Source organism: Alkalicoccobacillus plakortidis (assembly GCF_023703085.1).
Taxonomy (GTDB): domain Bacteria; phylum Bacillota; class Bacilli; order Bacillales; family Bacillaceae_D; genus Alkalicoccobacillus; species Alkalicoccobacillus plakortidis.
Genome location: NZ_JAMQJY010000003.1, coordinates 353,535 through 377,485 on the forward strand (window position 1 = coordinate 353,535; position 23,951 = coordinate 377,485).

25 protein-coding genes and 1 pseudogene are annotated in these 23,951 nt (G+C 40.9%); all 26 read right to left on the reverse strand.

Annotated elements, in window-relative coordinates; genetic code table 11:
- Positions 1-28: 28 nt before the first annotated feature.
- Positions 29-1,000, reverse strand: coding sequence for an ABC transporter substrate-binding protein (locus NDM98_RS19225; protein WP_251611044.1), 972 nt, complete (start codon positions 998-1,000; stop codon positions 29-31).
- A gap of 77 nt (positions 1,001-1,077) precedes the next feature.
- Positions 1,078-2,604 (reverse strand): AraC family transcriptional regulator, encoded by a 1,527-nt coding sequence (locus NDM98_RS19230; protein ID WP_251611046.1) that lies wholly within the window; start codon positions 2,602-2,604, stop codon positions 1,078-1,080.
- 72 nt (positions 2,605-2,676) lie between these two features.
- A complete protein-coding gene (locus tag NDM98_RS19235) occupies positions 2,677-3,165 on the reverse strand; it encodes a 4'-phosphopantetheinyl transferase family protein (RefSeq protein WP_251611047.1) in 489 nt (162 codons plus the stop codon).
- A 165-nt stretch (positions 3,166-3,330) separates the two neighbouring features.
- Entirely contained in the window at positions 3,331-4,746 is a 1,416-nt protein-coding gene (locus NDM98_RS19240; protein ID WP_251611049.1) for an MDR family MFS transporter, read from the reverse strand.
- 5 nt (positions 4,747-4,751) lie between these two features.
- Positions 4,752-4,838 (reverse strand): annotated as a pseudogene (locus NDM98_RS24920) (hypothetical protein); the annotation flags it as partial.
- Positions 4,839-4,857: 19 nt separating this feature from the next.
- Complete coding sequence (locus NDM98_RS24760; RefSeq protein ID WP_251611057.1) at positions 4,858-4,956, reverse strand: MbtH family NRPS accessory protein; 99 nt, start codon at positions 4,954-4,956, stop codon at positions 4,858-4,860.
- Positions 4,953-5,270, reverse strand: a complete 318-nt coding sequence (locus NDM98_RS19250) for a thioesterase domain-containing protein (RefSeq protein ID WP_251611066.1) — start codon at positions 5,268-5,270, stop codon at positions 4,953-4,955. The genes NDM98_RS24760 and NDM98_RS19250 overlap by 4 nt, the downstream gene beginning before the upstream one ends.
- The gene (locus NDM98_RS19255; RefSeq protein WP_251611068.1) at positions 5,254-6,042 is read right to left on the reverse strand and encodes an alpha/beta fold hydrolase; all 789 of its coding nucleotides are present in this window, start codon (positions 6,040-6,042) and stop codon (positions 5,254-5,256) included. Before NDM98_RS19255 ends, NDM98_RS19250 begins: the two co-directional genes overlap by 17 nt.
- Entirely contained in the window at positions 6,011-11,533 is a 5,523-nt protein-coding gene (locus NDM98_RS19260) for a non-ribosomal peptide synthetase (protein WP_251611070.1), read from the reverse strand. Before NDM98_RS19260 ends, NDM98_RS19255 begins: the two co-directional genes overlap by 32 nt.
- Entirely contained in the window at positions 11,499-11,969 is a 471-nt protein-coding gene (locus NDM98_RS19265) for a condensation domain-containing protein (RefSeq protein WP_251611071.1), read from the reverse strand. The genes NDM98_RS19260 and NDM98_RS19265 overlap by 35 nt, the downstream gene beginning before the upstream one ends.
- A gap of 27 nt (positions 11,970-11,996) precedes the next feature.
- A complete protein-coding gene (locus NDM98_RS19270) occupies positions 11,997-12,875 on the reverse strand; it encodes an isochorismatase family protein (RefSeq protein ID WP_251611073.1) in 879 nt (292 codons plus the stop codon).
- A gap of 15 nt (positions 12,876-12,890) precedes the next feature.
- Entirely contained in the window at positions 12,891-14,510 is a 1,620-nt protein-coding gene (locus NDM98_RS19275) for a (2,3-dihydroxybenzoyl)adenylate synthase (RefSeq protein ID WP_251611075.1), read from the reverse strand.
- Entirely contained in the window at positions 14,503-14,628 is a 126-nt protein-coding gene (locus tag NDM98_RS24925; RefSeq protein WP_506324408.1) for a chorismate-binding protein, read from the reverse strand. The genes NDM98_RS19275 and NDM98_RS24925 overlap by 8 nt, the downstream gene beginning before the upstream one ends.
- On the reverse strand, positions 14,591-15,706 hold the full coding sequence (locus NDM98_RS19280; protein WP_251611077.1) for a chorismate-binding protein: 1,116 nt from the start codon (positions 15,704-15,706) through the stop codon (positions 14,591-14,593). Before NDM98_RS19280 ends, NDM98_RS24925 begins: the two co-directional genes overlap by 38 nt.
- Positions 15,707-15,725: 19 nt before the next feature.
- Positions 15,726-16,208, reverse strand: a complete 483-nt coding sequence (locus tag NDM98_RS19285) for an SDR family oxidoreductase (protein ID WP_251611145.1) — start codon at positions 16,206-16,208, stop codon at positions 15,726-15,728.
- 10 nt (positions 16,209-16,218) lie between these two features.
- Positions 16,219-16,497, reverse strand: a complete 279-nt coding sequence (locus NDM98_RS19290; protein ID WP_251611079.1) for an SDR family NAD(P)-dependent oxidoreductase — start codon at positions 16,495-16,497, stop codon at positions 16,219-16,221.
- 643 nt (positions 16,498-17,140) lie between these two features.
- Positions 17,141-17,602: a DinB family protein gene (locus NDM98_RS19295; protein ID WP_251611081.1), complete on the reverse strand. Its 462-nt coding sequence runs from the start codon at positions 17,600-17,602 to the stop codon at positions 17,141-17,143.
- Complete coding sequence (locus NDM98_RS19300) at positions 17,602-18,063, reverse strand: NlpC/P60 family protein (protein WP_251611083.1); 462 nt, start codon at positions 18,061-18,063, stop codon at positions 17,602-17,604. Before NDM98_RS19300 ends, NDM98_RS19295 begins: the two co-directional genes overlap by 1 nt.
- Positions 18,063-18,632 carry a GNAT family N-acetyltransferase gene (locus NDM98_RS19305; protein ID WP_251611085.1) on the reverse strand — a complete coding sequence of 190 codons (570 nt, stop codon included), beginning with the start codon at positions 18,630-18,632 and terminating at the stop codon, positions 18,063-18,065. Before NDM98_RS19305 ends, NDM98_RS19300 begins: the two co-directional genes overlap by 1 nt.
- Positions 18,633-18,651: 19 nt before the next feature.
- Entirely contained in the window at positions 18,652-19,101 is a 450-nt protein-coding gene (locus NDM98_RS19310; RefSeq protein ID WP_251611087.1) for a hypothetical protein, read from the reverse strand.
- 90 nt (positions 19,102-19,191) lie between these two features.
- Positions 19,192-19,443: a hypothetical protein gene (locus NDM98_RS19315; protein WP_251611089.1), complete on the reverse strand. Its 252-nt coding sequence runs from the start codon at positions 19,441-19,443 to the stop codon at positions 19,192-19,194.
- A 136-nt stretch (positions 19,444-19,579) separates the two neighbouring features.
- Complete coding sequence (locus NDM98_RS19320; RefSeq protein WP_251611091.1) at positions 19,580-19,981, reverse strand: DUF3221 domain-containing protein; 402 nt, start codon at positions 19,979-19,981, stop codon at positions 19,580-19,582.
- 76 nt (positions 19,982-20,057) lie between these two features.
- Positions 20,058-21,542 (reverse strand): alpha-N-arabinofuranosidase, encoded by a 1,485-nt coding sequence (locus NDM98_RS19325; RefSeq protein WP_251611093.1) that lies wholly within the window; start codon positions 21,540-21,542, stop codon positions 20,058-20,060.
- A gap of 49 nt (positions 21,543-21,591) precedes the next feature.
- Complete coding sequence (locus NDM98_RS19330) at positions 21,592-22,557, reverse strand: glycoside hydrolase family 43 protein (RefSeq protein WP_251611094.1); 966 nt, start codon at positions 22,555-22,557, stop codon at positions 21,592-21,594.
- Between the two features lie 17 nt (positions 22,558-22,574).
- Positions 22,575-23,006: a hypothetical protein gene (locus NDM98_RS19335; protein ID WP_251611096.1), complete on the reverse strand. Its 432-nt coding sequence runs from the start codon at positions 23,004-23,006 to the stop codon at positions 22,575-22,577.
- Positions 23,007-23,034: 28 nt separating this feature from the next.
- The gene (locus NDM98_RS19340) at positions 23,035-23,925 is read right to left on the reverse strand and encodes a carbohydrate ABC transporter permease (RefSeq protein WP_251611098.1); all 891 of its coding nucleotides are present in this window, start codon (positions 23,923-23,925) and stop codon (positions 23,035-23,037) included.
- Positions 23,926-23,951 lie beyond the last annotated feature (26 nt).

Genomic DNA, 23,951 nt, shown 5'->3' on the forward strand with positions numbered 1-23,951 from the left:
TCGTTTTCCTAACTTGGGCTGGAATGTGCTAGTTTTCAAAAAGTGAGGTCACTTCATTTAAAAATGCCATCCGGCTCCAAGATGGCCCGCCTTCAGACAGCGGATCAATGATGTTTACATAGGTTTGATCCTCTGTCAGTGCTGGTACATTATCCAAGATTGGATCCTGCTTTAGTTGATCAATGATTTCAGTCTCTGCACCTGAATTTTCAGCCGCAGCGTCCTGTATAAACAAATAATCCGGATTAATCTCAGCAAGCTGTTCAATCGAAATCAACTCTTGAGCTTGCGCAGCTTCAGTAACCACCGGTGCAGCAATGTCTAAGTCATCGTATAATATTGAATTAACAAAAATGGAACTTGGATAAATATAAAGATCGTTATTTCTTACGCGAACGGCTAAAACCGTTTTATCATCTAATTGATCACCGATACTCTCTTTCGCTTCATCTAGTTCGGAATAATAAGACGCAATTGATTCTGTTGCCAAGTCCTCTTTACCAGTCAGCTGACCCAAAAACTCTAAGCTTTCCTCCCAATCTGAAGCAATATGAGAGATCTTAATTGTTGGCGCTACTTTTTCAAGCTCCTCCACGACTTCAGGCGGAAACTTTGTTGAAGCTAATATGACATCCGGGTCAAGTGATAGTATCTTTTCTACATCTGGCTCTGTTTTTTCACCAATTGGTTCAGCGTTACTAGTAATCGGCGCAAACATGTCTGGCACACTGCCTCCCACTGTCATCACACCTATTGGTTCAACATCTAAGACAAGAGAATCCTCCATTGCTTCCATCGCACCTGTGACAACAATTCGCTCTACATTTTCAGGAATTGTGTAGTCTTCTCCTAAATATGTTACTACTTGCTCTCCACTTGATTCACTCTCACTAGCCGATCCCTCTTGCTCCGTTCCTTCCGTTTCTTCTGCCTGAGATCCACACGCTGCCAACATAAGGACGCATGCCAATACAGATGTATGTAATAAAGCTTTTTTCATTTTATCCCTCCGATGAGAATGATTATCAACTTCGTTTATTATATTAAATAATCACACTCATGCACATGGATTTTTTTTCACTCCACCATGGACAGAAGTTGTTTTTTTAGGAAAAGTAGTTTTTTATATTGAGCTGTAGCGGAATATTCAAACCACAAATCAGAGGGTAACGAAATCACTTGATTGTTCCTGATTGCTGACATACCAAGCCAAATCTCATCTGCACGTAATTCTTCATAAAATGATTCCGTTTGATGATCATGCAGATGCAGAACCCAAAGTTGTGAAGGTTCTTTTTCAGCCAACTGCGTAAGGTTTATCTCAGCATTTGGCATTGTTTTTTGAAAGCCTACATCCTCAAATAAGTCTTGGATTCCCTTATTTGCATACAGAAATATAGACTGACCTTTAATACAAATAATTGTAGGTGGCTGAACTTTTTTATCCGCTATTAGTTCTCTACATTCTTCCACGACATCATCATATTGCTTCAAGAAATGCGTAGCCTCTTGTTCACCCCTGATTTCATTAGCAATAGTCAGTAGCTGATGACGCCAAGTTTTCGATGAATCAAGTAATAGAACCTCTGAATCTATTTGTTTTAATAAGTGTTGCTGCTCCTCTGAAACTTGTTTTTTTGCAATCACTAGATTTGGTTGCACATACTGGATCTGTTTGAGATTCGCTCTCCAATCTAGATCCGCCCGGTACGCACTTAAATGAACCGGTACATCGTGTTGATATTGTTCAAAATAGGCTTTTGTCCATTTCGGATGCATAGGAGCTGCGTATGGTACACAGTGCAGGGCGAGTAAATCTCCCAATACGTCTTTATCATAAGCAGCTACCTTTAACCGATGTATCTCTCGATAAAAGCTAGGCGCTTTACCTGTTTCTTTTTTAAACTTCCTACTAAAATAAAATTCATCGTCGTAGCCTACGTGAGCACTAATTTCTTTTAGAGGTAAGGGCGTTGTACGTAACAACTTCTTGGCCTCTGCTATTTTTACTTTTGTAGAAAATTGATTAATCGATTTCCCCGTTTCTTTCTTAAACTCTGTACTTAAATACGTAGATGTTACCTTTGAAAGCTTTGCTAGCTCACCTAACCGGTGCCTATTGCAAGGATGCTCTTCCATCCATGTCTTGATCTGTTTGACCTTGTCTAAAGATGTGAGACTACCTTGGTTGATGCACGTATATAAAGCTCGTTGGAAGATTAATTGTTGTTCGAAAATATCTGTATCATCTATCGTTAGGATGTGTGACCAATCTAGCTCAACCTTGCCAGAGGTTTTTTTAAATTGATACTCGACATTTGCCACTAAAGTGCTGCTGTCTATTTCCTCATATAATTGAAAATAAAAAAGCGCCCCTTCTACTCCAGCCTCTACTGATGTGATTTCGTAGGATTCACCGGCATTGATCACAAAAAAGTGATCAGGTGTCAGTTCACGTTCATTTAATCCATATGTCATTTTGGCATTCCCGCTATAAATAACAATTAACATATAATGATCAGCATAACTTGGTCCCTTTGGCCACGTTCCAGCACATGTCTTGACCTCTTTTAAGCGAACAGTTGCCATTTTCCAATCTAGCATTTTATCCCCTACCAACATAATTGATAATAATTCTCATTATAACGCAAAAATCCACTCTTTGCTAAGAGCAGCTTAATGAGGTGTAAGAGATTCAATGGTCTCTTTAATGATCTCAATAGATTCCAAGTCTTTTTTTGTTCCACAAATGGCTAGGGCATAACCTTTAATGAGATTGATTCGCCTACAAGAGAATGAATGTTTCTTTTGTAAATCTATTGGAGTCATGCAATCTGATTCGAGCTGTGCTTCTTGAATGAGAATGGTAGAAAGCTCCTTGTACAGACCACAGCCTGTTGCTTTTACATACGCTTCCTTTACCGTCCACAACGGGAAAAAGATTTGTTCATTAAGATGATTACACTCCGGAAAACAAGCAGTGTAGAGATCTGTTTGAATGGGTTTCATTTGTTCGATATCAATTCCAATCTCTTCATCAGCAAATACACACACTACCCAATCTCCAGAATGGCTACAATTAAAATGAACATCTTGATCTTTGATTCTTGGTTTTCCGTACTGTTCTTGAGTAAAGGTACAGGACTGCCCAAACTTTTTTTCCATTTGGTTCTGTACAAGCCTTTCTGATATCCATAGCTGCCAAGCTCGTTGCAGGCATTTTTGCTTTAAAATTCTCCCCTGTCGTTTGCTCGAAACAAACGGTAGACGAGAGTTTAACGAACTCCAAGCTCATCTCATTAGGGATACGACTATAACAAATCTGTGCCATCATCCGGTTTTCCTTTTAGCTTCTTGTTTTTGAATCATCTTTTCTTTTAAGATCGATTCATTTTCTTTTGTTAATTTTGCAGCTGAAATGAAAGCAACAAATAGGAGTAAACAAGCAGCTATTAAGGACATACGATATGGAACATCAGCACCTGTGCCTATCATAGGAAGGTCATTCGGTAATGCTAGCATAAATGATAGCAGGACAACACCTACCGCAGAACCTACTCGACTTAATACTTGGAACAGTGCTGTGGCGTGTCCCATTTGTTCCTTGCTAATTGTTGCAAATGCAGACATATTAATAGCCCCCACAGCATGTCCTAAACACACACCTACTGAGAAGGAGAGCACTCGAATCACCCATGGATTTGTGTCGGCACTGATTTGTGCCAAGAGCAAATAGATTATAGCTGTTAGGCACACTCCTATTTGTACAACCAGCTTTGGTCCGAATCTCTTAAAAGAATAAGGCATGATCTGTGAAGCAAGCATGAGACCAAGTGCCTCAGGGAATAAGACAAGCCCCGACTCAAGTGCCGTTGCATCAAATACCTGCTGATACATCAGTGGGAATACATAGATTAGTCCTAGCAACGCGCCAGCACAAGCGGCCATACTAATCGTCATCGATCGATACAATGGGTTTGTAAATAACCGAACATGTAGCAGCGGATTCGGTTGATTCCACTCCACTTTTGCGAGTCCAGCTATACATAATAGTCCAATGATTAAGAGTAGACTGATAGAAGTTGAAAAACCTCTTTCCTGTCCCAAATATAAAGCAAGCATAAGCAGGACAAGTCCAGGGCCTGCGAGTAATAACCCTTTATAATCAAAGGTTGATTGCTTGGCTCCTTTATCGACTTTCACATAATAAAGCGCGAGTAGGATAGCTACAATTCCAATAGGCAAATTGATAAAAAAGGCTAATCTCCACGTTGCATATTCTACAAAAAATCCTCCAACGATTGGTCCTAATGCCGGAGCTAGTGCAATGGGTAGAATGAGTGCGCGAGATAATTTTAAGCGCTCTTCAGGTGGGAATGTTCTAAATAAAATAGCCATAGCCACCGGTGTTAACAATCCTCCTGATGCTCCCTGTGCCATTCTGCCGAGATTTAGTGAGACAATGTTGGTAGAGAGACCACACCAAACGGATGCCAATGTAAAACCTGCAAATGCAAAAAGAAAAATCACCTTTGCCCCGTATCGTTGAGCTAACCAACCTGCAGCCGGCATCGTAAAGGCTAAACTAGCTAGGTAGCTGATATTGATCATTCCTGTTTGCTCTGGTTTCAACGAAAAATCATGACTAATCGTAGCTAGCGCGACATTCACAATCGTTGTATCCAAGGATACCGTGAACATTGCCATCACATAGACAATACAAATGATTTTCTTTTGATTATTCATGTTGCTCACTTTTCACGCACAGTTTGAACCAAGGACAACTTACCAGAGCTGTCCACGTTCAAATCGGTCCAATGTGTTTCTATATAGTCCTCACACTCTTGCTTGTTCCCCTCAAAAACAACCTGCCACCCAAGCTGGAACCTGCATCCATGCTTGCCAAAGAGAGTGTTCGTTTTTTTCATTTTTTAATACAAGTGTTTGTCTATTCATATTGTATTCTCTCCCGTTAGTTTATTTGAAACAACTTCTGCAATCTCCCGGAGAGGACCAGGCTGGCACATATCTTTATGCCGGCAATCTACATCATAAACCTCAACACCCGCTGTGAAAAAAGGATTCCAAATGTCTGGTCCAACATAAGACAACCAATCAGGTATTTGCAGTGAGCGGAAGAAAACGGTTTTCCCATGATAAATAGATGGCTTGTGCTCACGTAAACATTGAACAGCATTGATATAGCATTGTCTCATACGATTGATTGTGTCTCGATCTAAGCTTGCTAACGCACTACCCTCTTGAGTCAATATGGTGATAACATCGTCCATAGTTAGTGTGTCGATGGACTCGAAATCCGCTTGGGTCAAAACCTGCTAAAGCCAGTAACCCGATTAATGACTCTTCTTCAGTTGGAGTTCCCTCTGCTTGATAGAATTGCCTTGGATGAGCATCCAGAATAAAGAGATCAGAAACGTCTTCTCCTTCCGCGGCAAGAAGAATCGCCATCTCTTGAATGACATTCCCACCTAAGGACCAGCCTAATAGTCGATATGGACCTGATGACTGAATAGATTTTAATTGTCGGATGTAGTCTTTGGCCATTTCAGTAATCGTACTAGGCATCTTCTCCTCACGACCGATGCCTCGAGCTTGAAGACCATAGATTGGCACTTCCCCATTAATTTGGCTTAATAATCCCGCGTAGCACCAACTCAATCCTCCAGCCGGATGGATACAAAACAGCGGTTGATCACTTCCATTTTTCCGCAATGGCAACAGCACATCTAGTGCATGACTTGTGCCTTTGGTATTGAGCTTGTCTGATAAACCAGCAACCGTTGGCTCTTCAAACAATACGGCAAGGCTTAGTGACACACCAAATTGTTTATTTAAACGTTTGATTAACTCGACTGCGATAAGAGAATGTCCTCCTAGATCAAAGAAATGATCATGAATACCTACTTGCGGTTGATCTAGGACTTCGGCAAATAGCTCACACAAAACCTGCTCTTGAGGAGTTCGTGGAGGCGCTTCATGTTTCGCATAGTCAAACGCTTGGTCCTGGTAATGCTTTTTCATCGAGCTTTCCATTGGTTGTTAATGGAAGCTCTTCTAGCACTTCATATGAAGCAGGCATCATGTATTCAGGTAATATGGCGGTAAGGTGCGCTTGCAGTTGTTCGATCTCACCTGTCTTCTCCATTACCAGATAGGAAATCAATTGCTTATCTTCATTTACATTCTCGTAAAGGATCGTTGCTGCCTGTTTAACTTCATTTGATTCAAGAATTGCTGCATCTATCTCACCGAGCTCAATACGGTGTCCTCTCACTTTTACTTGTTTATCAGAGCGACCCATATACACAAGCAAACCGTTTTTTTGAATTCTTGCTAGGTCCCCTGTGCGGTACATCCGACTGCCCGGCTCACCAAATGGATTGGCAATAAATCGCTCAGCCGTTAATGAAGGTCTGCCTACATATCCATCTGCTAACCCCGCTCCGCTTACGTACATTTCACCAGTCATTCCGTCTGGCACGGGTTGTAGCCAATCATCTAGCACATAGATAGATAGATCAGGGATCGGACTTCCGATGTGACTTTGATCTCGTTTTCCAGGTTCAACTTCTGCATACGTAACATGCACCGTTGTTTCAGTAATGCCATACATATTGATCAGCTTTGCAGGATGACCAATCTTATACCACGATGTGAGTTTGGCAAAATCTAACGCTTCTCCTCCAAAGATAATGGCTCGTAACGAGAGTTGTTTTGCTAGATCTACATGCTCTAAGCATTGCTCAGCCAGCGCATAAAAGGCTGACGGAGTTTGGTTCAGTATCGTCACCTTTTCCTCAACTAGTCTGTGTAAAAAGGCTTCGGGTGAACGCGCTTCTTCTTGAGGGATCAGCACAACCTTTGCTCCATGAAGTAAAGCACCCCAAAACTCCCATACCGCAAAGTCGAACGCATAGGAATGAAACATCGACCACACATCAGCTGACGAGAATTCGTACCAGGTATTTGTTTCTTCAAAAAGTCTCCACACGTTTTGATGCGCAACTCGAACTCCCTTAGGTTTGCCCGTTGAACCAGATGTATAGATGATATACGTTGGGTCTCTCTCTGAACGTTGAATCCCTTCTAAATTGGTGATAGAGCGATTTTGAATTCTTTTATTTGTTTCATCTAAATCAAGAGCAATAACTGGACACTTTGTATTCAAATCGTGGTTCAACTCTGTTGTCGTTACTAAACAAGATGGACTTGCATCCTGAATGATAAATTGTAGTCTCTCTAATGGGTTTGCAGGATCAAGTGGTACATAGGCAGCCCCTGTTTTTAAGATAGCTAGAAGTGTTGTAGCCAAATCAAGCGAGCGTGATAAAGCCACTGCCACATAATCTCCATGCCCTACTCCACTAGCTACTAATTCATAGGCAAGCTGATTAGCTCTACTATTAAGCTCATAATAAGTTAGAGTTTCATCTTTGTACGTCAAAGCGACACTAGCTTGATGCTGACGTGCAACCTCTTCAAAGGAGCTAGCTAAATGGCCGAATTGCTTCCTACTCTTCACTGAGCCACTCTTTAACTCCTGCACTTTTTCTTCACTAATAAGTTGTAATGCTCCAATTGAAGAATCAGGTTTAGACGTAACCTGACGCAACACACGTAACCACTGGCTTGCCATATCAGCTATTCGCTCTTCCGTGAACAAATCGGTTCGATACTCAATTCGAGCATCTAATCGATTACTGTGTTCATCCAACTCAAATGTGAGGTCAAATTTAGCTGATCCCACTGGCTCTATTCTTGTTTGTGTGGATACACCCTCAAAGCTAACCTGTGCTTCTGGGGTTTGCTGAAGCACAAACATCACTTGAAACAACGGATTCCGCCCTGGCATCCGTTTTGGATTGATCGACTCAACCACCTGTTCAAAAGGAATATCTGAATGTCTATAGGCACGCATATTTTGCTGTTTTACTCGTTCGACCAACTCAGTAAATGTTGGATTGCCTCCTGTATTTGTGCGTAATACAAGTGTGTTAATAAATAGTCCAATTAAATGATGTAGTTGCTCATCTGAACGACCAGCAAGTGGTGTGCCAATTGCCAAATCTGTGCCTGCACCTAGCTTTGTTAATAACGAAGCAAGACTCGCTTGTAGAACCATATGCATGCTTGCTTGATGCGTCTGGCTTACTTGTTTTAGCTTTTGATAGATCTCTTCATCAATCATAAAGTCATACGTTTTTGCATCTACATCCGTAGTCGGTTGCCTCTTACCATCAACAGGTAGTGACACTTGTTCAGGAAGTCCTTCCAGTTCTTTTGTCCAAAACTCAGACTGTTGATGCAACTTCTCTTTTGAAACATGATGTTGCTGCCAGAGCGCATAATCTGCGTACTGAAAGCTTAGTGAAGGAATCGCCGTTTCCTCACCAGCTAGTTTTTTGGCATACGCATCAGACAAATCACGTCCAAGTGTCGCTAATGACCAGCCATCCGCCATGATATGATGCAGCACAATCACTAATGTTGCGGTGGTCTCTCCGGTTCGTAACAGCTGACAATGAATGGCTGACTCTTTTTCAAGATCAAATGAATAGCGGACAACTGACTGTAATACTGACTCTTTTTGTTCTGAATGAATCCACCGCTCGACCAACATTTTTTTTGACTGCTTTATTGAGAGGATTTTTTGATAAGTCTCTTCATTATCTTCAACGATCAACGTTCGAAGAGGTTCATGAGCACCGATCACATCTTGTACGGCACGCTCAATCAGTTGCGGCTTAATCGCCCCCTCCATTTCAATGATAAATGGAATATTGTACACAGGGTTTTCCTTATCTAATTGATGCAGAAACCATAAGCGCTTCTGTTCATTGGATAAAGGAATACGTGTTGGACGATCACGTGCAACCATCTTTGTTGCTGCAGTCGCTCCCCTCACCTGATTTGCTAGTTGCTCTACGGTTGGCGATTCAAAAATCTCACCTGCACTCATCTCAATTTGAAATGTGTTTCGAATCTTAGCAACAAGCTGAACAGCTAGAAGGGAGTTCCCACCTATAGAAAAGAAATGATCATCACGTCCTACACGTTCTAGCTCTAAAATGCTCGCCATTAAGTGTGCAATCTGTTTTTCTTCTGTTGATCTTGGCTCAAGATACGCGCTATTTGACTCAGGTTTTGGTAATGAATTTCGATCGACTTTGCCGTTTGGTGTTAATGGAATGGCATCTAAGTGAACCACCTGACTTGGTACCATATACACTGGCAAACGTTCTGCTGCAAACTCTAGAAGATCTGCCTCTTGAACAAGATTCCCACCTTCAATATAGGCAACAATCCGCTCATTCCCTTGCTTTCCAAAAGTACTAGCAACAGCATGACGAACTGCCGAATGAGACTGAAGCACCCCCTCTACCTCACCAAGTTCAATTCGATAACCCCGAAGTTTGATTTGAGAATCGGTTCGCCCTTGAAATGAAAGAGTTCCGTTTTCTTCATATCGAACGAGGTCGCCCGTTTGATACATTCTAGAGCCTGGTGCTCCAAATGGATTTGCAATAAACCGGGTTGCTGTAAGCGAAGACCTTCCTAGGTATCCATGGGCAAGTCCTGCTCCGGCAATATACAACTCTCCTACTGTTTTTGGACCAACTGGCCGTAAGCTTGTGTCCAATACATATAGCTGCGTATTCCAAATCGGACTACCTAACACTGTTTGCTTCTCAACTGAAAGCTCTTCAACCGCCGACCAAATGGTTGTTTCGGTTGGCCCATACAAATTAGTCGCAGACTTTCCAACTGAGAGCATAAGATTTTTCAAATGGTCCGGTAATGCTTCCCCACCAACAAGTATATGTACATCACGTAATGACTCTGGAACCTCTTCTAATAAAATCTGCCATAACGTTGGAGTTGCTTGCAGATGACTGACTTGATGTTTTTCCGAAAGTCTACCCAACACCTCTGGTTGCTGCACGTCTCCCTGCTCAGCTAAAACCATTTTTGCCCCTGACATGAGTGGTAGATATAACTCTAGAGCTGAGATATCAAACGCAATGGTCGTAACGGCCAAAAATACATCCTGCTCTGACAATGAGAACTGATCATCCATTGCATACAGAAATTGATTGAGTGCACCTCGAGAAATCACAACTCCTTTTGGTTTACCGGTTGAACCTGAGGTGTACATCACATAGGCCGGATCTTCCATAGATACCGAGTCATCACTGAATCCTTCTTCCACACGCACACCGTCTAATTCCTCTTCATTAAGTAGAATCACCTCTGCCTCTCCAAAAGAAGGAGCATCTTTGGAAATAGAGCTTGTTGATATCACGTACGACACGTTTGCATGCTGAACCATATATTCAAGACGTTTTTTAGGGAAGCTCGGATCTAGTGGCAAATACGCTGCACCGATACGTAAAGTCGCCAAAAGCAGACACACCATCTCAGGAGACCGTTCTAACGAAACACCGATCAATGTATTCTTTTTAACCCCTTTTGATCTAAGTAAAGACGCGATTTGCTCTACTTTATGGTCTACGTCTTTATAGGTATAGGCTGTGTTTTTAAATGCCAGTGCATATGCATCTGGTTGTTTTGTCGCCTGAATACGAATCGCATCCGTGAAAATAGGCTTTGGTACAGTTCGCTTTGTCTCATTTACATCACAAATTACTCGTTGTTTTTCATCATTAGAAATGACACTAAGCTCCGCGACCTTTTTGTCTGTTTCAACAAGCTGCTGATAGATGCGAATAATAGCATCTGCGTGATGTCTTACATCCGCCTCTGTATACAATTCCGGATTTCCATCAACCACAAGCTGATACTGATTAACTTCTTTTTGTTTATAAAATTGAATAGACAAATCTTCAACTGGTCCTGCTGACAACTGATGGACGCTACCAACCGCTTCACCAAATTTATACTCATAGGTAAAAGGTAGAATGTTGACGATTGGTCCGTAGATTTGCTCTTTACTACCTGATTTCCCCAAATCCATCCGCATCCATTCCTGACGATAGCGCCCGTGACGTTTGCTCTCCATTAGGCGCTTACGAACTTGCATCATGACTTCAGATACGCGTTGATCAGGTGTAATCTGAATTTGAAGCGGTACGATATTCATCGTATTCGTCGGAACCGTTATCGCAGCTGAACCAAGACGATTCATTAAAGGAAGCCCCATCACCACCCGACTTTTTCTAGTCGCATGCTCTAGATAAACGGAGACACTTGCTAATAACTTCTCTTCAATTGAATACGCCTTGTCAGCTTGTCCATCCTCTAGATCCAATGAATAACGGTGAAACTGCTTGTGAATCGTTGAATGACCTTCCGCCAAACTTACTCCCTCATTCTGCTTCAACAGTTCTTGCCAGTATTGCTTGTCTGCAGCAAGCTTAGAAGAAGTAAGATAATTTTCATCATCAGACAACCATTTACCCAATGTACCAAATGGTTTTAACCGAGGTTGCTTCTTCAAAACATGTGCAGTGTATAAATCAGCAGTGCGATTCACCAAGCAAGGTATAGCCATATCCATCAATGACTAAATGATGAATACACAAATACCAATAGTATGTTTCCTCACCTACCTTTAATAAGGCTAGTTGAAACAACGGACCTTCAGCAAAAGAGAACTGTGTTTCGGTTCGGCTTTTTTCCATCCATAAAAAAGCTGCCTCATGTGGGTCCTCTTCCTTACTCATATCTAGCAAATCAATAGATGGTTGAAACGGTTTGTTAAGGATTTGGCTAACATGATCTGTCTCTTGCTTAAATGTCGTATATAACCCCTCTGCTTCCATCATGGTTTGAGTGATCGCCTCAATCAAAACATCCACCTGCACATGACCATTGATTTCGACATATTCAGCTGTGTTAAAATCCGAACCGCTTTGCCCTAACGTTTCTGCAAGCCAAATCCCTTGCTGAGCTTGGGTTAGCTTCTGTTTTATTGAAATTTGCTCCATATCTTGATCCCTCACATCTATTCAGGATTAGCTGTCACGTTGACTCTCTTGTAAAAGCTCGCTCCACGCATCTACGGATGGAGACTCCGCTAACTCCGCAAAAGTGAGCTGATAGCCTTCACGATTCCACTGTTCACTAAGTGCCATCAGTCGAATGGAATCCAGACCTCGATCTAATAAGTTCTCATCATTTAAGATAGATTCAGGCTGTTCATCTAAAAAAGCTGCAATATCCGCCTTGATCGCGTTTTTTGTTTTTGTACCTGAATCAGATTGCAGTTGCTGCATGCAATCGTCGGTCGTAAGTGTGTGCCCGCAACGAGTTGCTACATAATTTAATGAGTGTACATGGTGCTCTAACGAAAAATCAGCAAGCGCGTCACCTACAAAAAAGGATTGGATATCATACATAAAGGCATCAACGGCTGTTGTTTGGCAGCCGATATGTGCATAGACACCCGTGATGATTAGTTGATCACGTCCTTGTTTCTGTAGACGTTCTAAGAAATCTGAGCGTTGAAACGCACTATAACGCCATTTTGTTAGCTGTACATCCCCTTCTTCCGGTGTTAATGCTGAGACAATCGCTTCTTGCTTTGGATCGGCGGGCAGTCCTGATCCCCAAAAATCCTGAAGTAACGCTCTGTTTTCAAGTGATTGCTCACCAGGTTGTCCGGTGTAATAAACTGGGATGCCTAGAGATCGACAAACCTCTTTTAGCTTTTGAATATTCGAAAGTAATGTCTCAATGAGAGGTCCCTTTTCAAATGCATTTATAAAATACGTTTGCATATCATGAATTAATAGAGCGGATCGATTTGCATCTACCTCCCAATAATCGACCCTATTTGTAGGCAAATCTTTTTTGGTTGGCATTGAATAGTCCTTTATTTTTGGTAGAGCCATACTGACACATCCTTTTTAGTTATTCATAAGTACTTTCTGCACAATTGCTTGTCTGAGCTGTTGTTTACTAACCTTACCTACTCCTGTTTCAGGAAAAGAGTCTACAAAGTGAACCACATCAGGGATTTTATAATCGGCAAGCCCTTTGCTTCGTAAGTAGGCTTTGACTTCCTTTGCTTCTATGGTGAAGCTTTTATTTAAAATGATATAAGCGCAAACTCGTTCGCCTAGATAGTCATCTGGTATAGCAACGATTGCCGCATCGAAAATTGTTTCATGAGCAAGTAATTGATTTTCAACCTCTTCAGCGGCCACTTTCTCCCCACCTCGATTAATTTGGTCTTTCATTCGCCCTTGAACGATGAGATAACCATCATCTGTCACACTCGCAACATCACCAGTTTTATAGAACCCATCTTGAGAAAACGACTTACGATTATGATCATCTGCCTTAAAGTAACCAGGGATCGTGTATGGCCCTCGTGTCCATAATTCTCCAGCTATATTAAGTCCAAGATCATTCTCATGCTCATCTACAATACGAATTTCATCGTACTCTGACATCGGTTTCCCCTGCGTATAGAGAATTTTGTCCTCTGAATCCGTTAAGCGAGTGTAATTCACCAAGCCTTCAGCCATGCCGAATACCTGCTGGAGTGTACATTGGAAAGCAGGACCGATTCGTTTAGCCACTTCTGCACTACACTTCGCCCCTCCCACTTGAATGACCTGAAGGCTCGACAGATCTTCCTTACGATGTTTAACCGCTTCTAGCCAAACAAGCGCAAGAGGCGGAACCAAAGCTGTAATCGTTACCTGTTCTTTTTCAATTAATTGAAACGCCTCATCCGCTGAGCCTGAATCAGCTAACACGATTCGTCCTCCACCAAGTAACAAACCAAGTACACCCGGTGAACTGAGCGGGTAGTTATGAGCAACTGGTAGAACCGCAAGATACACACTCTCTTCATTGATGCCGCATAACTCATTGCTGCGTCTGACGCTGTAATAATAATCGTTATGTGTACGAGGAATTAATTTTGGCAGACCCGTACTACCTCCTGATAGTTGAAGAAAGGCATATGAATCAGGATCCACCTTCACTTGAAGGTCCGTTTCACCCTCAAACTGTCCCGTTTCAACTAATCCATCCATCTCATCAAAAGAAAAAATATGGACCAGCTCTGGGCAACTTTCCTTCACCTCATGAGCCAAACTTACATAGTCAAACCCCGTCCGCTTTTCAGACGTGAGATAGGCAACGGCCTCAACATGCATAGCAATATGAGAGATCTCATGAAAGCGATGCGATGGCAGGCAAAACACTGGCAAAACGCCAATCTTAAATAACGCAAATACCCCCTCAAAAAAAGCAAACGAGTTAGGAAGCTGTACAATCACCTTATCCCCTTGTTTTAAACCAAATGCCAACAAAGCTTTAGCAGACCTCTCCACTCGATGATTAAGCTCAGCATATGTCAAATGTTGCCCGTGCCACGTTAGTGCCACCTTATCGGGATGAATACGTGCAAGACGTGTGAGCATCTCTCCAAACGTCTCATTCTCCCAAAGACCTAATTCCTTATATCGCTTCACACGCTTTTGATCCCACAATGGAAACCCATCACTATTCATCACTCAGACCTCCTTTATTTGCACATTCAAGTGCTTGTAACATCGTTTGAAACTTCGCATGTGTCTCTTCCGCTTCTTCTCTAGGATCCGAGCTTGCAACGATACCTGCTCCAAGCAAACAACTCTACTTGCTCTGTTGACACTTCTGCGCAACGAATGGCAATCGCCCATTCTCCATCACCAGCAGCATTTTCCAAGCCAACAAGTCCAGTGAAAAATGCTCTGTCTTCTTGTTCAATTTCTTTGATCTTCGCTGCTGCTTGGTCTCGCGAGAATCCGCAAACAGCTTGTGTTGGATGCAGTATCTTAGCAAGCGCACTAGCTGATTGATATTCGTTTTTTGGAACCGCCGTAATATATGTGGAAAGATGCCACATCGTTTTAGTTGCAATGACGGAAGGCTGATCCGGCACTTTAATGTCCTTGCAGATCGGCCTAAGCTGGTCGATAATCGCATCAACCACAAACGCATGCTCATGCAAATCCTTTTCTGAACTCATCAACTCTTCCGCAAGTCGAACATCTTGTTTAGGATCACTTGTTCTTGGACGTGAACCCGCCAATGGATTAATTGAGAGTTGATTTCCTTTTTTGCGCACAAGTAGCTCTGGACTCGCTCCCATTAAAGTCGTTTGTTCACTATGCCTACCCTCAAGATCCACCGCAAATGTAAAACCTGCCTGATTAACACTCGCAAGGTTCGTTAGAATTTTTGTGCGATCTACGGTTCCATTGGTAATCAGCTGCAGCCTTCGTCCCAGCACAATTTTTTCAATTGCCCCTTTATTAATCTCAGCAACTCCCTTTTCAACCATTTGTTCATACATGTTCCTTTTAGGTATCTCCTCCCACTCAATCTCACCGGATATCGCAGCTAGTTCACTCGGTTCACCACAATTTACACCCGACTCCTTCTGAACTTTTAATGGAATATGTAAAAATGGCTTTTGCTCACGATTAAAAGGAATGGCTCCTACAATGACCGGATCTTTTATCCCTTGTTTACTTGCGGTATCAAATGCCAAAGCTAGCCTTGTAGAAAATTCGCGATCATTCATCGGAACCGCATCAACCATTAATCCAACACCCTCGGAGCGTATCGTGCCTTCTGAACTTTTATAAAAAAATGGATGATTTCGGCTATCATACGATTCAAGCAATGACTCTTTTTTTTCTGTATTCAAACTCGAAAACATACTTATACCCTCCTATTCGTTAGACACCAAGTGTGGCTCCACCATCAACGCATAGTTCCTGCATTGTGATATGCCCCGCTTGATCAGATAGCAAAAAAGAAACAGTCCCTGCTATATCCCGTACATCAGCAACCTTTTGAAGTGGAATACCTGTTTTAAAATGATCAAGCGATCCAACAATCAGTTCGTCGTAGAACCCAGAATGACTATGCATCTGAGTAAGCATGTTTGTTTTAGTCGACCCTGGGTGCACAATATTGCAACGAATCTTAGAAGAAGCAAGTTCAAGACCTAGGCATTTTGTCACCATTGTCGCCGCCGCTTTACTAGGCGAATAAGCGCCCATATTCATTCTCGGTAGCTTAGAAGCATTCGAGGCAATCGTCACAAATGATCCTCCACCTTTTGCGAACAATGGTATCGTAGCTCGCGCAATGTGGAACAACCCCTTCACATTTACATCAAAGGATTCAGTCCAATCATCATCTGTGATCGTAAGCACCCCACCCAACTTAAGAACACCAAGCCACATAAACTACACCATCAATCATTTGTTCACACTCACGAATCTGTTGAATCGCTCTCTCAACCTCCACTTTCGAACGAACATCCACTTTATGAATCATTGTGCTCGGTATACGTAATTCAGTTGCCATTTCACTTAATGCAGCTCCATCTATGTCCGTAATCAAAACAGTATGACCTTCGGAAGAAAGAAGGCGGCTGATCTCAGCCCCAATCCCATTAGCTCCTCCAACAACAAGGTACGTTTTACGATTAACCGAAGTCATATCCACCATCCTCACGCCTAATTGAAAACAATTATCAGTAATTCGTTAATAATGATAATCATTTTCAATTAAATACGCAAATCCACTAAAGCAATACAGTAAATGACCAATCTCAAATTATGACAATTAGAAAGGATAAAAGTTTAGATGTTTTCACCGATATATAGTATTAAAATTCGCATTTTCATTTCTAAAATCAATGATGATGTATTCTTTTTTGAGACTAATGGCTCAAAATGTGTGGTAGCGTATGTTTGAGGGAATAAAATGCTTTAAAGGTTTTCGAAGAAGTCGTGATAAACAAGCATGACTTCTTGATAAATGCGGAGGGAATCTAAGTAGAAATTTCAAGCGAACTTTCTTACACTTGAATTCTAGTAAAAATGTTCATTTTTATTTCCGATTGTCAGATTACGCATTTGTATCTTGCTAAATTAGACGATCTTCTTGTTGTAACGAACCAACTTCTTATTATCTGGCTCTACGTCTGGGTATCTATCAGATTGGTCTGGATTAAAAAGCGATTCCTGTTGTTAACGTAGCCTGTTTCTTGCTATTACCTCTATCCGTCGTGGTTGTTTATTGTTTTTTCTTGGTAATGCCGTAAAAGACAAAAAAAATAACCCAGCTTGGCTAAAGTGGGTTACTTTTCTACTTTTGATGATAGGTATTCGTCAATTTGTACAAAATGGTGATGATCGTGTTTCACAAAAATCTTCACAAAGCTTTCTGGGGAAAAAGCTCGTTTGCCCCCACCTATCGTGAATCTAGTTTTAGTATCAAGTTGGGCAAGAGCTCCGATTATCTCCTGTCTTTTTTCAATAAATAGTTTAATGATTTCTTGAACTGATTTGCCCTGCAAACCTTGCAAGGCTTGGACATTTTGTGAATCATGATCAGGAAATCCTGGAAGGTCCGCACCTTGAGACATATTGCTCACCATATGCTGTAGATTATAGTTATCCCATCCATACAGATGTCCCACAATTTCTCTAATGGACCAAGCACCTTCTTTAATCGGAGTGACTAACAGCTGCTCGTCTATTTGCTTTAAACTCGCGATTTTATCTAATGATTTTTGATATTGATCTAGGTTTTTGTTCATTAAACCATCCCTTCGTCTAATAAACTTTTCTTTGAAATCCACGCATAATTCTTTCTAGTGGTACCCAAGCCAATAAGCTGCGGAGTACCCCAACCAGGCGCACCTTCTAGATTTTCAACATCAAGATAATTGTCAATCCTCACCTTGTCCCAAGCATGAATCATCTCTCCGTTGCCAATTGATAAGCCTACATGTCCCCAATTCCTATGCTCACCATTAATAGGTCCTGAGCAATTATAAAATACAAAAGAACCTTTAGCAGGAGTACCAGTATTCATAGTGTCGCTATACAAATCGGCAGACTCCTTGGCACTGTCTCCGCCAAAAATCTCAATATTATTGCTTCTCTCTAACGCATCCTCCACAAAAGCCAAACATATAAAAGCATACTCTACTGATCCCAAATGACTTTTTGCCCACTCTATAGCATGATCACTATACTCGCTAAAGTTTATGTCCATTATTCAGTTCCTTTGAAATTGGCATTTTTAATGGAATAGATGACCATATCTCTAAATTGACCTTTGATATAATATTGTTCTTTTAGTACCCCTTCTAATTCCATACCTAGCTTCTGAAGAACACTTGCTGATTGAACATTTTCGGTCATACATGGTGCTTTAATGATGTTTAGATTCATGTGTTCAAATCCAAAACGAGTAACTTCTTTTGCTGCCTCTAAAATGAGTCCTTTGCCCCAAAAGTCCCTTGATAAAATAAATCCAATCTCTGCGCGATAGTGCTGCGGATACCATGTAACAAAATCAAATGTACCGATGACCTTACTTGTCTCTTTACATTCAATTGCCCACGGAGCTAGTTTGCCTGATTCGTATTGCTTCATGATAAACGCAATAAATTGATGGGTATCCTCAATGGTCTGATGGGTTTGCCAGGGAACATACTTTGATACATCAGGAACAGAGGTATACTCAAACATATCTTCTGCATCATCTACAGTGACCTTTCTTAGAATTAGCCGCTCTGTTTCCAAGGGTGGTAAGTCATAAAATACATCTGAAACCTTCAATCGATCAACCCCCATTCATCTAATCCTTATTAATCCTTTTAATAAGTTGCCTTAATGCACCAAGATGATAAGCCGAGTGAGCTAAATTGGCAAAAATGATTGTTAAGGCAATGGATGAGAGTTCCCGATGTTCTATTAATTCAATGAGCTCGTTATATTCACGCTCAAGCCCTTTTTGTATCTCATTCCATTCTTCCTCATCAACCTGTTTGATTTTCCAGCTTATACTCCAGTCTTTTTCTTGATCAACGTTTTTAATTGTGTTCTTACACACGGTTATGTGGTACATCGTATGATGCGTATGGGCTGCAATGGTTGTCCCGTCTATATCTAAGGAGGCCTCCCTCGCAGAAATTCGACTAACTGTACCTATTAAACCAGACTCTTTTTTCGCTTCAGTGTACCAGCTGCTATTGCCTTCGGGTCCATAAAATGTTTCTTGTAGGATGGTTTTGATTTCATTTTTCATGAATATCTCTCCTTATGCCTATTCAAGTTATTTGATGATTATCCCTCATTTACCCCAGCATCATTGGAACAAACTGTTTAATACATATCCTTACTTTTCACCATGATGTTCCTTTATTTCCTCTTCCATTGATTGTCGCTTTACGAGATTGGTTTTGTTTAAAATACCAAGGTACTTATGAGGTCTGCACAAAAAGCATCCACAATGAATTTTCCCCTTATGAAACCGTCCTGGTTCATCCTTACCAAATCCGTTGTGAAATCTTCGCTTTACAATTTTACATTTCCGCTTAATCACACGTGCTCGATGATGCCGGTAATATCCTCGATTTCTTCTTGCCATTTACAGTAACCCCCTTGAGTGTAAAACCGACCATAGAGGAAGCTCAAGAGTCTTTCCTCCCCTACAGGCCGGTTATGATCAATGGGGTTTGTTTTAGATTATTCATTCCTTTTCACCTCAAATTCTTTTTAATCGATTACTCATCAGCTACTTCAATATCATAAGCCGACATTCTACCGGGATTTGACTCTCTAATATAATCACCATAAACACGTACTTTTTGATTGATGTTTATTGAGTGAAATAGGCTCTGATCTACTACATTTTTATGTTTTGAAACGATAATCGTTTCCGAACCATAGTCAGAGAGGACAAAGCCTGTTATTCTCCCTTTTATGCTGACTGGTTCTCCCGCTAACCAAATAGAGTTGAAGCCTTTAGAGACAACATAACCATCTATCATCAAAGAATGATCTGGACGTTCTGTTAATTGAGTCGAACTGATCTCTTGATGTGCACTTTCTCTAGTAAACAAAAATAATAACCAAATCAATGATAATGCCATAAATAATCTCTTATAAGGTGGAACCTGAGTCATATCAAACACCCCTTCAGACAATTTTATCCAAAGGGGCGCATATTCGCAAGATAACTATATGATGATCTTTTACTTATTACCCAATTGTTAATACGCCAACAGACATCGGTGGTAAACGTAATTCTATCTGATGGTCACTAACAGTAAAATCATTGTAAGCAACAGGCTTCACTTGATCAGGATGTTCAAATGTATTGTGTGCATTTGTTTGATCAGCCGTTAGAATTCTTCCTGTTATTTCACCGAGGTTCTTCTCAATACCTCTAAGATCAATTTGAATAGAAGTTGAGTTCTGATGGTCTACATGACAGAAGCTGACATGGATCTGGCCATCCTTCATAGAAGCCGAGACACTCACAGATGGGAGCTGTTCGCCATTAAGTTCATATAGACTACTAGAAACATCTATATCTAACTTCACAGCATCCTGATGAACTTTAAACATTTCAAAAACATGATAGGTTGGAGTGAGAATCATCTTCTCGCCTTCTGTTAGAATCATCGCTTGAAGAACATTGACTGTTTGAGCAATGTTAGCCATTTGAACACGTTCACTATGTTTGTGGAAAATGTGAAAGTGTAAACCAGCTACAAGTGAGTCACGAATGGTATTCTGTTGATAGAGGAAACCTGGATTTGTTCCGGGTTCAACATCAAACCATGTTCCCCATTCATCTATAATTAATCCTACTCTCTTCTCTGGGTCATACTTGTCCATGATCGTAGAATGCTTCGTAATCAATTCATCCATATGCAGCGCTTTTTGCATAGTGATATACCATTCTTTTTCACTTGGATCTAAGGCCGAACCTTTTCCTTTGAAAAAGTCACCTGGAATCGTGTAGTAATGGAGACTTAGTCCATCCATCAACCAACCGGCTTCTCGCATTAATGTTTCTGTCCATCTATAATCGTCCACATTAGCTCCGCCAGCAATTTTGTATAGTTTATTTTCGCCATAATTACGCACATAGGTTTGATACTGACGATATAAATCTGCATAGAATTCGGGACGCATGTTTCCACCACATCCCCAATTTTCATTTCCTACGCCAAAATATTTGAGCTCCCATGATTTCTCTCGCCCATTCTCTTTTCTCCAATTAGCCATTGGGGATTCACCATCAAAGGTCATGTACTCTACCCATTCCGACATCTCTTGCACCGTTCCGCTCCCCACATTACCACAAATGTATGGTTCCGTTTCAAGCATTTCACAAAGCATCATAAATTCGTGGGTACCAAAATGATTGTTTTCAACCACACCACCCCAATGGGTATTCACCATACGTTTTCGGCTTTCTCTTGGACCCACACCGTCCTTCCAATGATACTCATCAGCAAAACAACCGCCCGGCCAACGTAATACAGGAATGTTCAAATTTTTCAAAGCTGCCACTACATCATTACGAATTCCGTTTGTGTGATCCATACTAGAATCCTCACCAACCCAGAATCCTTCATAAATGCAACGACCTAAATGTTCAGCAAAATGACCATATATATTTTTATTAATTGTTCCTTTCTGAATATCTGTATTGATAACAACTTTTTGACTCATCGTGAATCTCTCCCTCTTTGTGTTTAATAGAACGCTTTCAAAGATTCCTTTATTCTTTGTCATCCGGCACCGGTTCACCAAAGACCGGAAATCCTTCTTGATCCCACGTGATCACTTGGGCTCTTGTGTGCCTGTTTGGATCATACAAAGGGTCACCTGTTATTTCTTTATAATTTCTCGCATGATAGATTAAAACATCCTGCTTCCCATCTTCGGAAACAGTAAAACTATTATGACCTGGACCGTACTGACCGGTTTGTTCATTTGTTGTCATGATAGGTTCTGCTTGTTTGTGCCATGAAGATGCGTCCAAAAGTGGGCTACTCTCATCTGCTGATAAGATTCCCATGCAATAATGATGATTTGTAGCACTAGCTGAAAAGGAGATAAAAATCTTACCATTTCGTTTTATAACAGCTGGCCCTTCATTTACTAAGAAGCCAATCTTCTCCCAATCATATTCAGGCGTTGCAATCATGACCTGCTCTCCCTTAATCGTCCAAGGATTCTCCAGTTCCGCAATATAAAGATTAGAATTCCCAACGATATCTGGATCCTTTTGTGGCCAAACTAAGTATGAAATACCTTTGTGCTCAAAATAGGTTGCATCTAATGCAAATGACTCCCACTTGGTTTTGATCTGTCCTTTTTCTATCCATTCACCCTCAAGCGGATTCGCTGATTCGTTTTCAAGCACAAACATCCGGTGATCAAATAGTCCCTCTTTGGTATCTGTTGTTCTTGCCGCGGCGAAATTGATGTACCACTTTTGATCAATAAAATGAATTTCTGGCGCCCATATATTCGCGCTCAAAGGTCCAGTCGCATACTTCCTCCAGACTACTTTAGTCTCCCCATCGCTTAATCCATTAATAGTCTTGGATCTTCTTAACTCAATTCGATCATACTCGGGTACGGAAGCTGTCATATAATAATAACCATCCTCATGTTTATACACCCATGGATCAGCTCTTTGCTCGACTACAGGATTTTGATAAGGCATATTTGTATTCATTTTCCCCACTCCTTCTCTTATTCGGGTGCCATCTCTTGCTGCGATAGTTTGATTGCTTTATTTTTTGCTAGATAAATAACTAGTGCGAATAAGACAATCAAAAATCCGATGATATCCATTGAAGCGACTAAGATTAGCCCCCACACAACCATCCAAACGACAACACCTTTTTGAATGTGGTTATCCTTCATCTTCACTGCAACTACAAAGTTAATAACTGCACCTATCAACATGAAAATACCAAATAACATAATGACTTGAAGAACATTGTTCACCATTTGAGAGCCAGCAATCATTGTATTTAATTCTTGGCTCTCCAGTCTTGCAGCCCCTTCTTGATCAAACCAGTTATAATAACTGAAAATGGTCAGTAAGGCTGTACACGCGTTCCACATTGAACCAACGATGAGTAACTTTCGTTCAATCCCTCTCTTGATCGTCACCATCATGAATCCATCCTTTTTAACAAATTTGTTCTTATCCTTTAATACCTGCATTTAATTTAATGGCTTGAACAAAGTACTTCTGGGCGAATAAGAATAGTAGCAATGTTGGAATAATTGCGAGTATCGCAGACCCCATTAGTTGACCAATCATTCGATAATTACCATATACATCCTGTAACAGAAGTAATCCCGCTGTTACTGGCATTTTTTGTACGTCCGTGTATACGATTACTGGCCAGAGGAAATCATTCCATGATCCAACAAATGAAAACAACCCACATACTATTAAAACTGGTTTGATTAACGGTAGGATAATTCTAAAGAAGATAACGAAGTCACTTGCTCCATCTACCCTAGCCGATTCATCTAGTTCTTTAGGAATTCCTTTCATAAACTGTCTGACTAAGAATATATTCCCCATTCCAGCCAATCCAGGAACAATCATAGCCCATGGAGTATTAACCCAGCCTAAGGTATCAATGATCTTATAAGAAGGAATTAAGTTTACAACGTTCGGAAAAAAAGAGATCGCCAATAATGTAAAAAATAAGACATCTCTTCCCTTAAAATTCATACGAGTGTACCCATATCCAGTGATCGAAATCACAACAATCACCAGTAAAGTGTGTGTGGTTGAGATAAAGATCGAATTCCAAATCCATTGTAAAATGGGCGCACTAGAAGTGTTCTCTAAAATCGCTATATAGTTATCGACGATCCAATTGACAGGTAATAAACGAAACCCCTCATTAACGACTTCTGTTTGTGAACGAAACGAAGTTGTAATTCCAAATATGACCGGAATTAACCAGACTCCACTAACAATGATCAAAAAGGTATAGGCTAAGTACATTGATGGATTAAATCGCTTATTTTTTTGCACTTTTATTGGTTTTGACTTAGATAAAGTTGTATTTGACATCGTGACCCTCCTTTGCATTTTGTCAT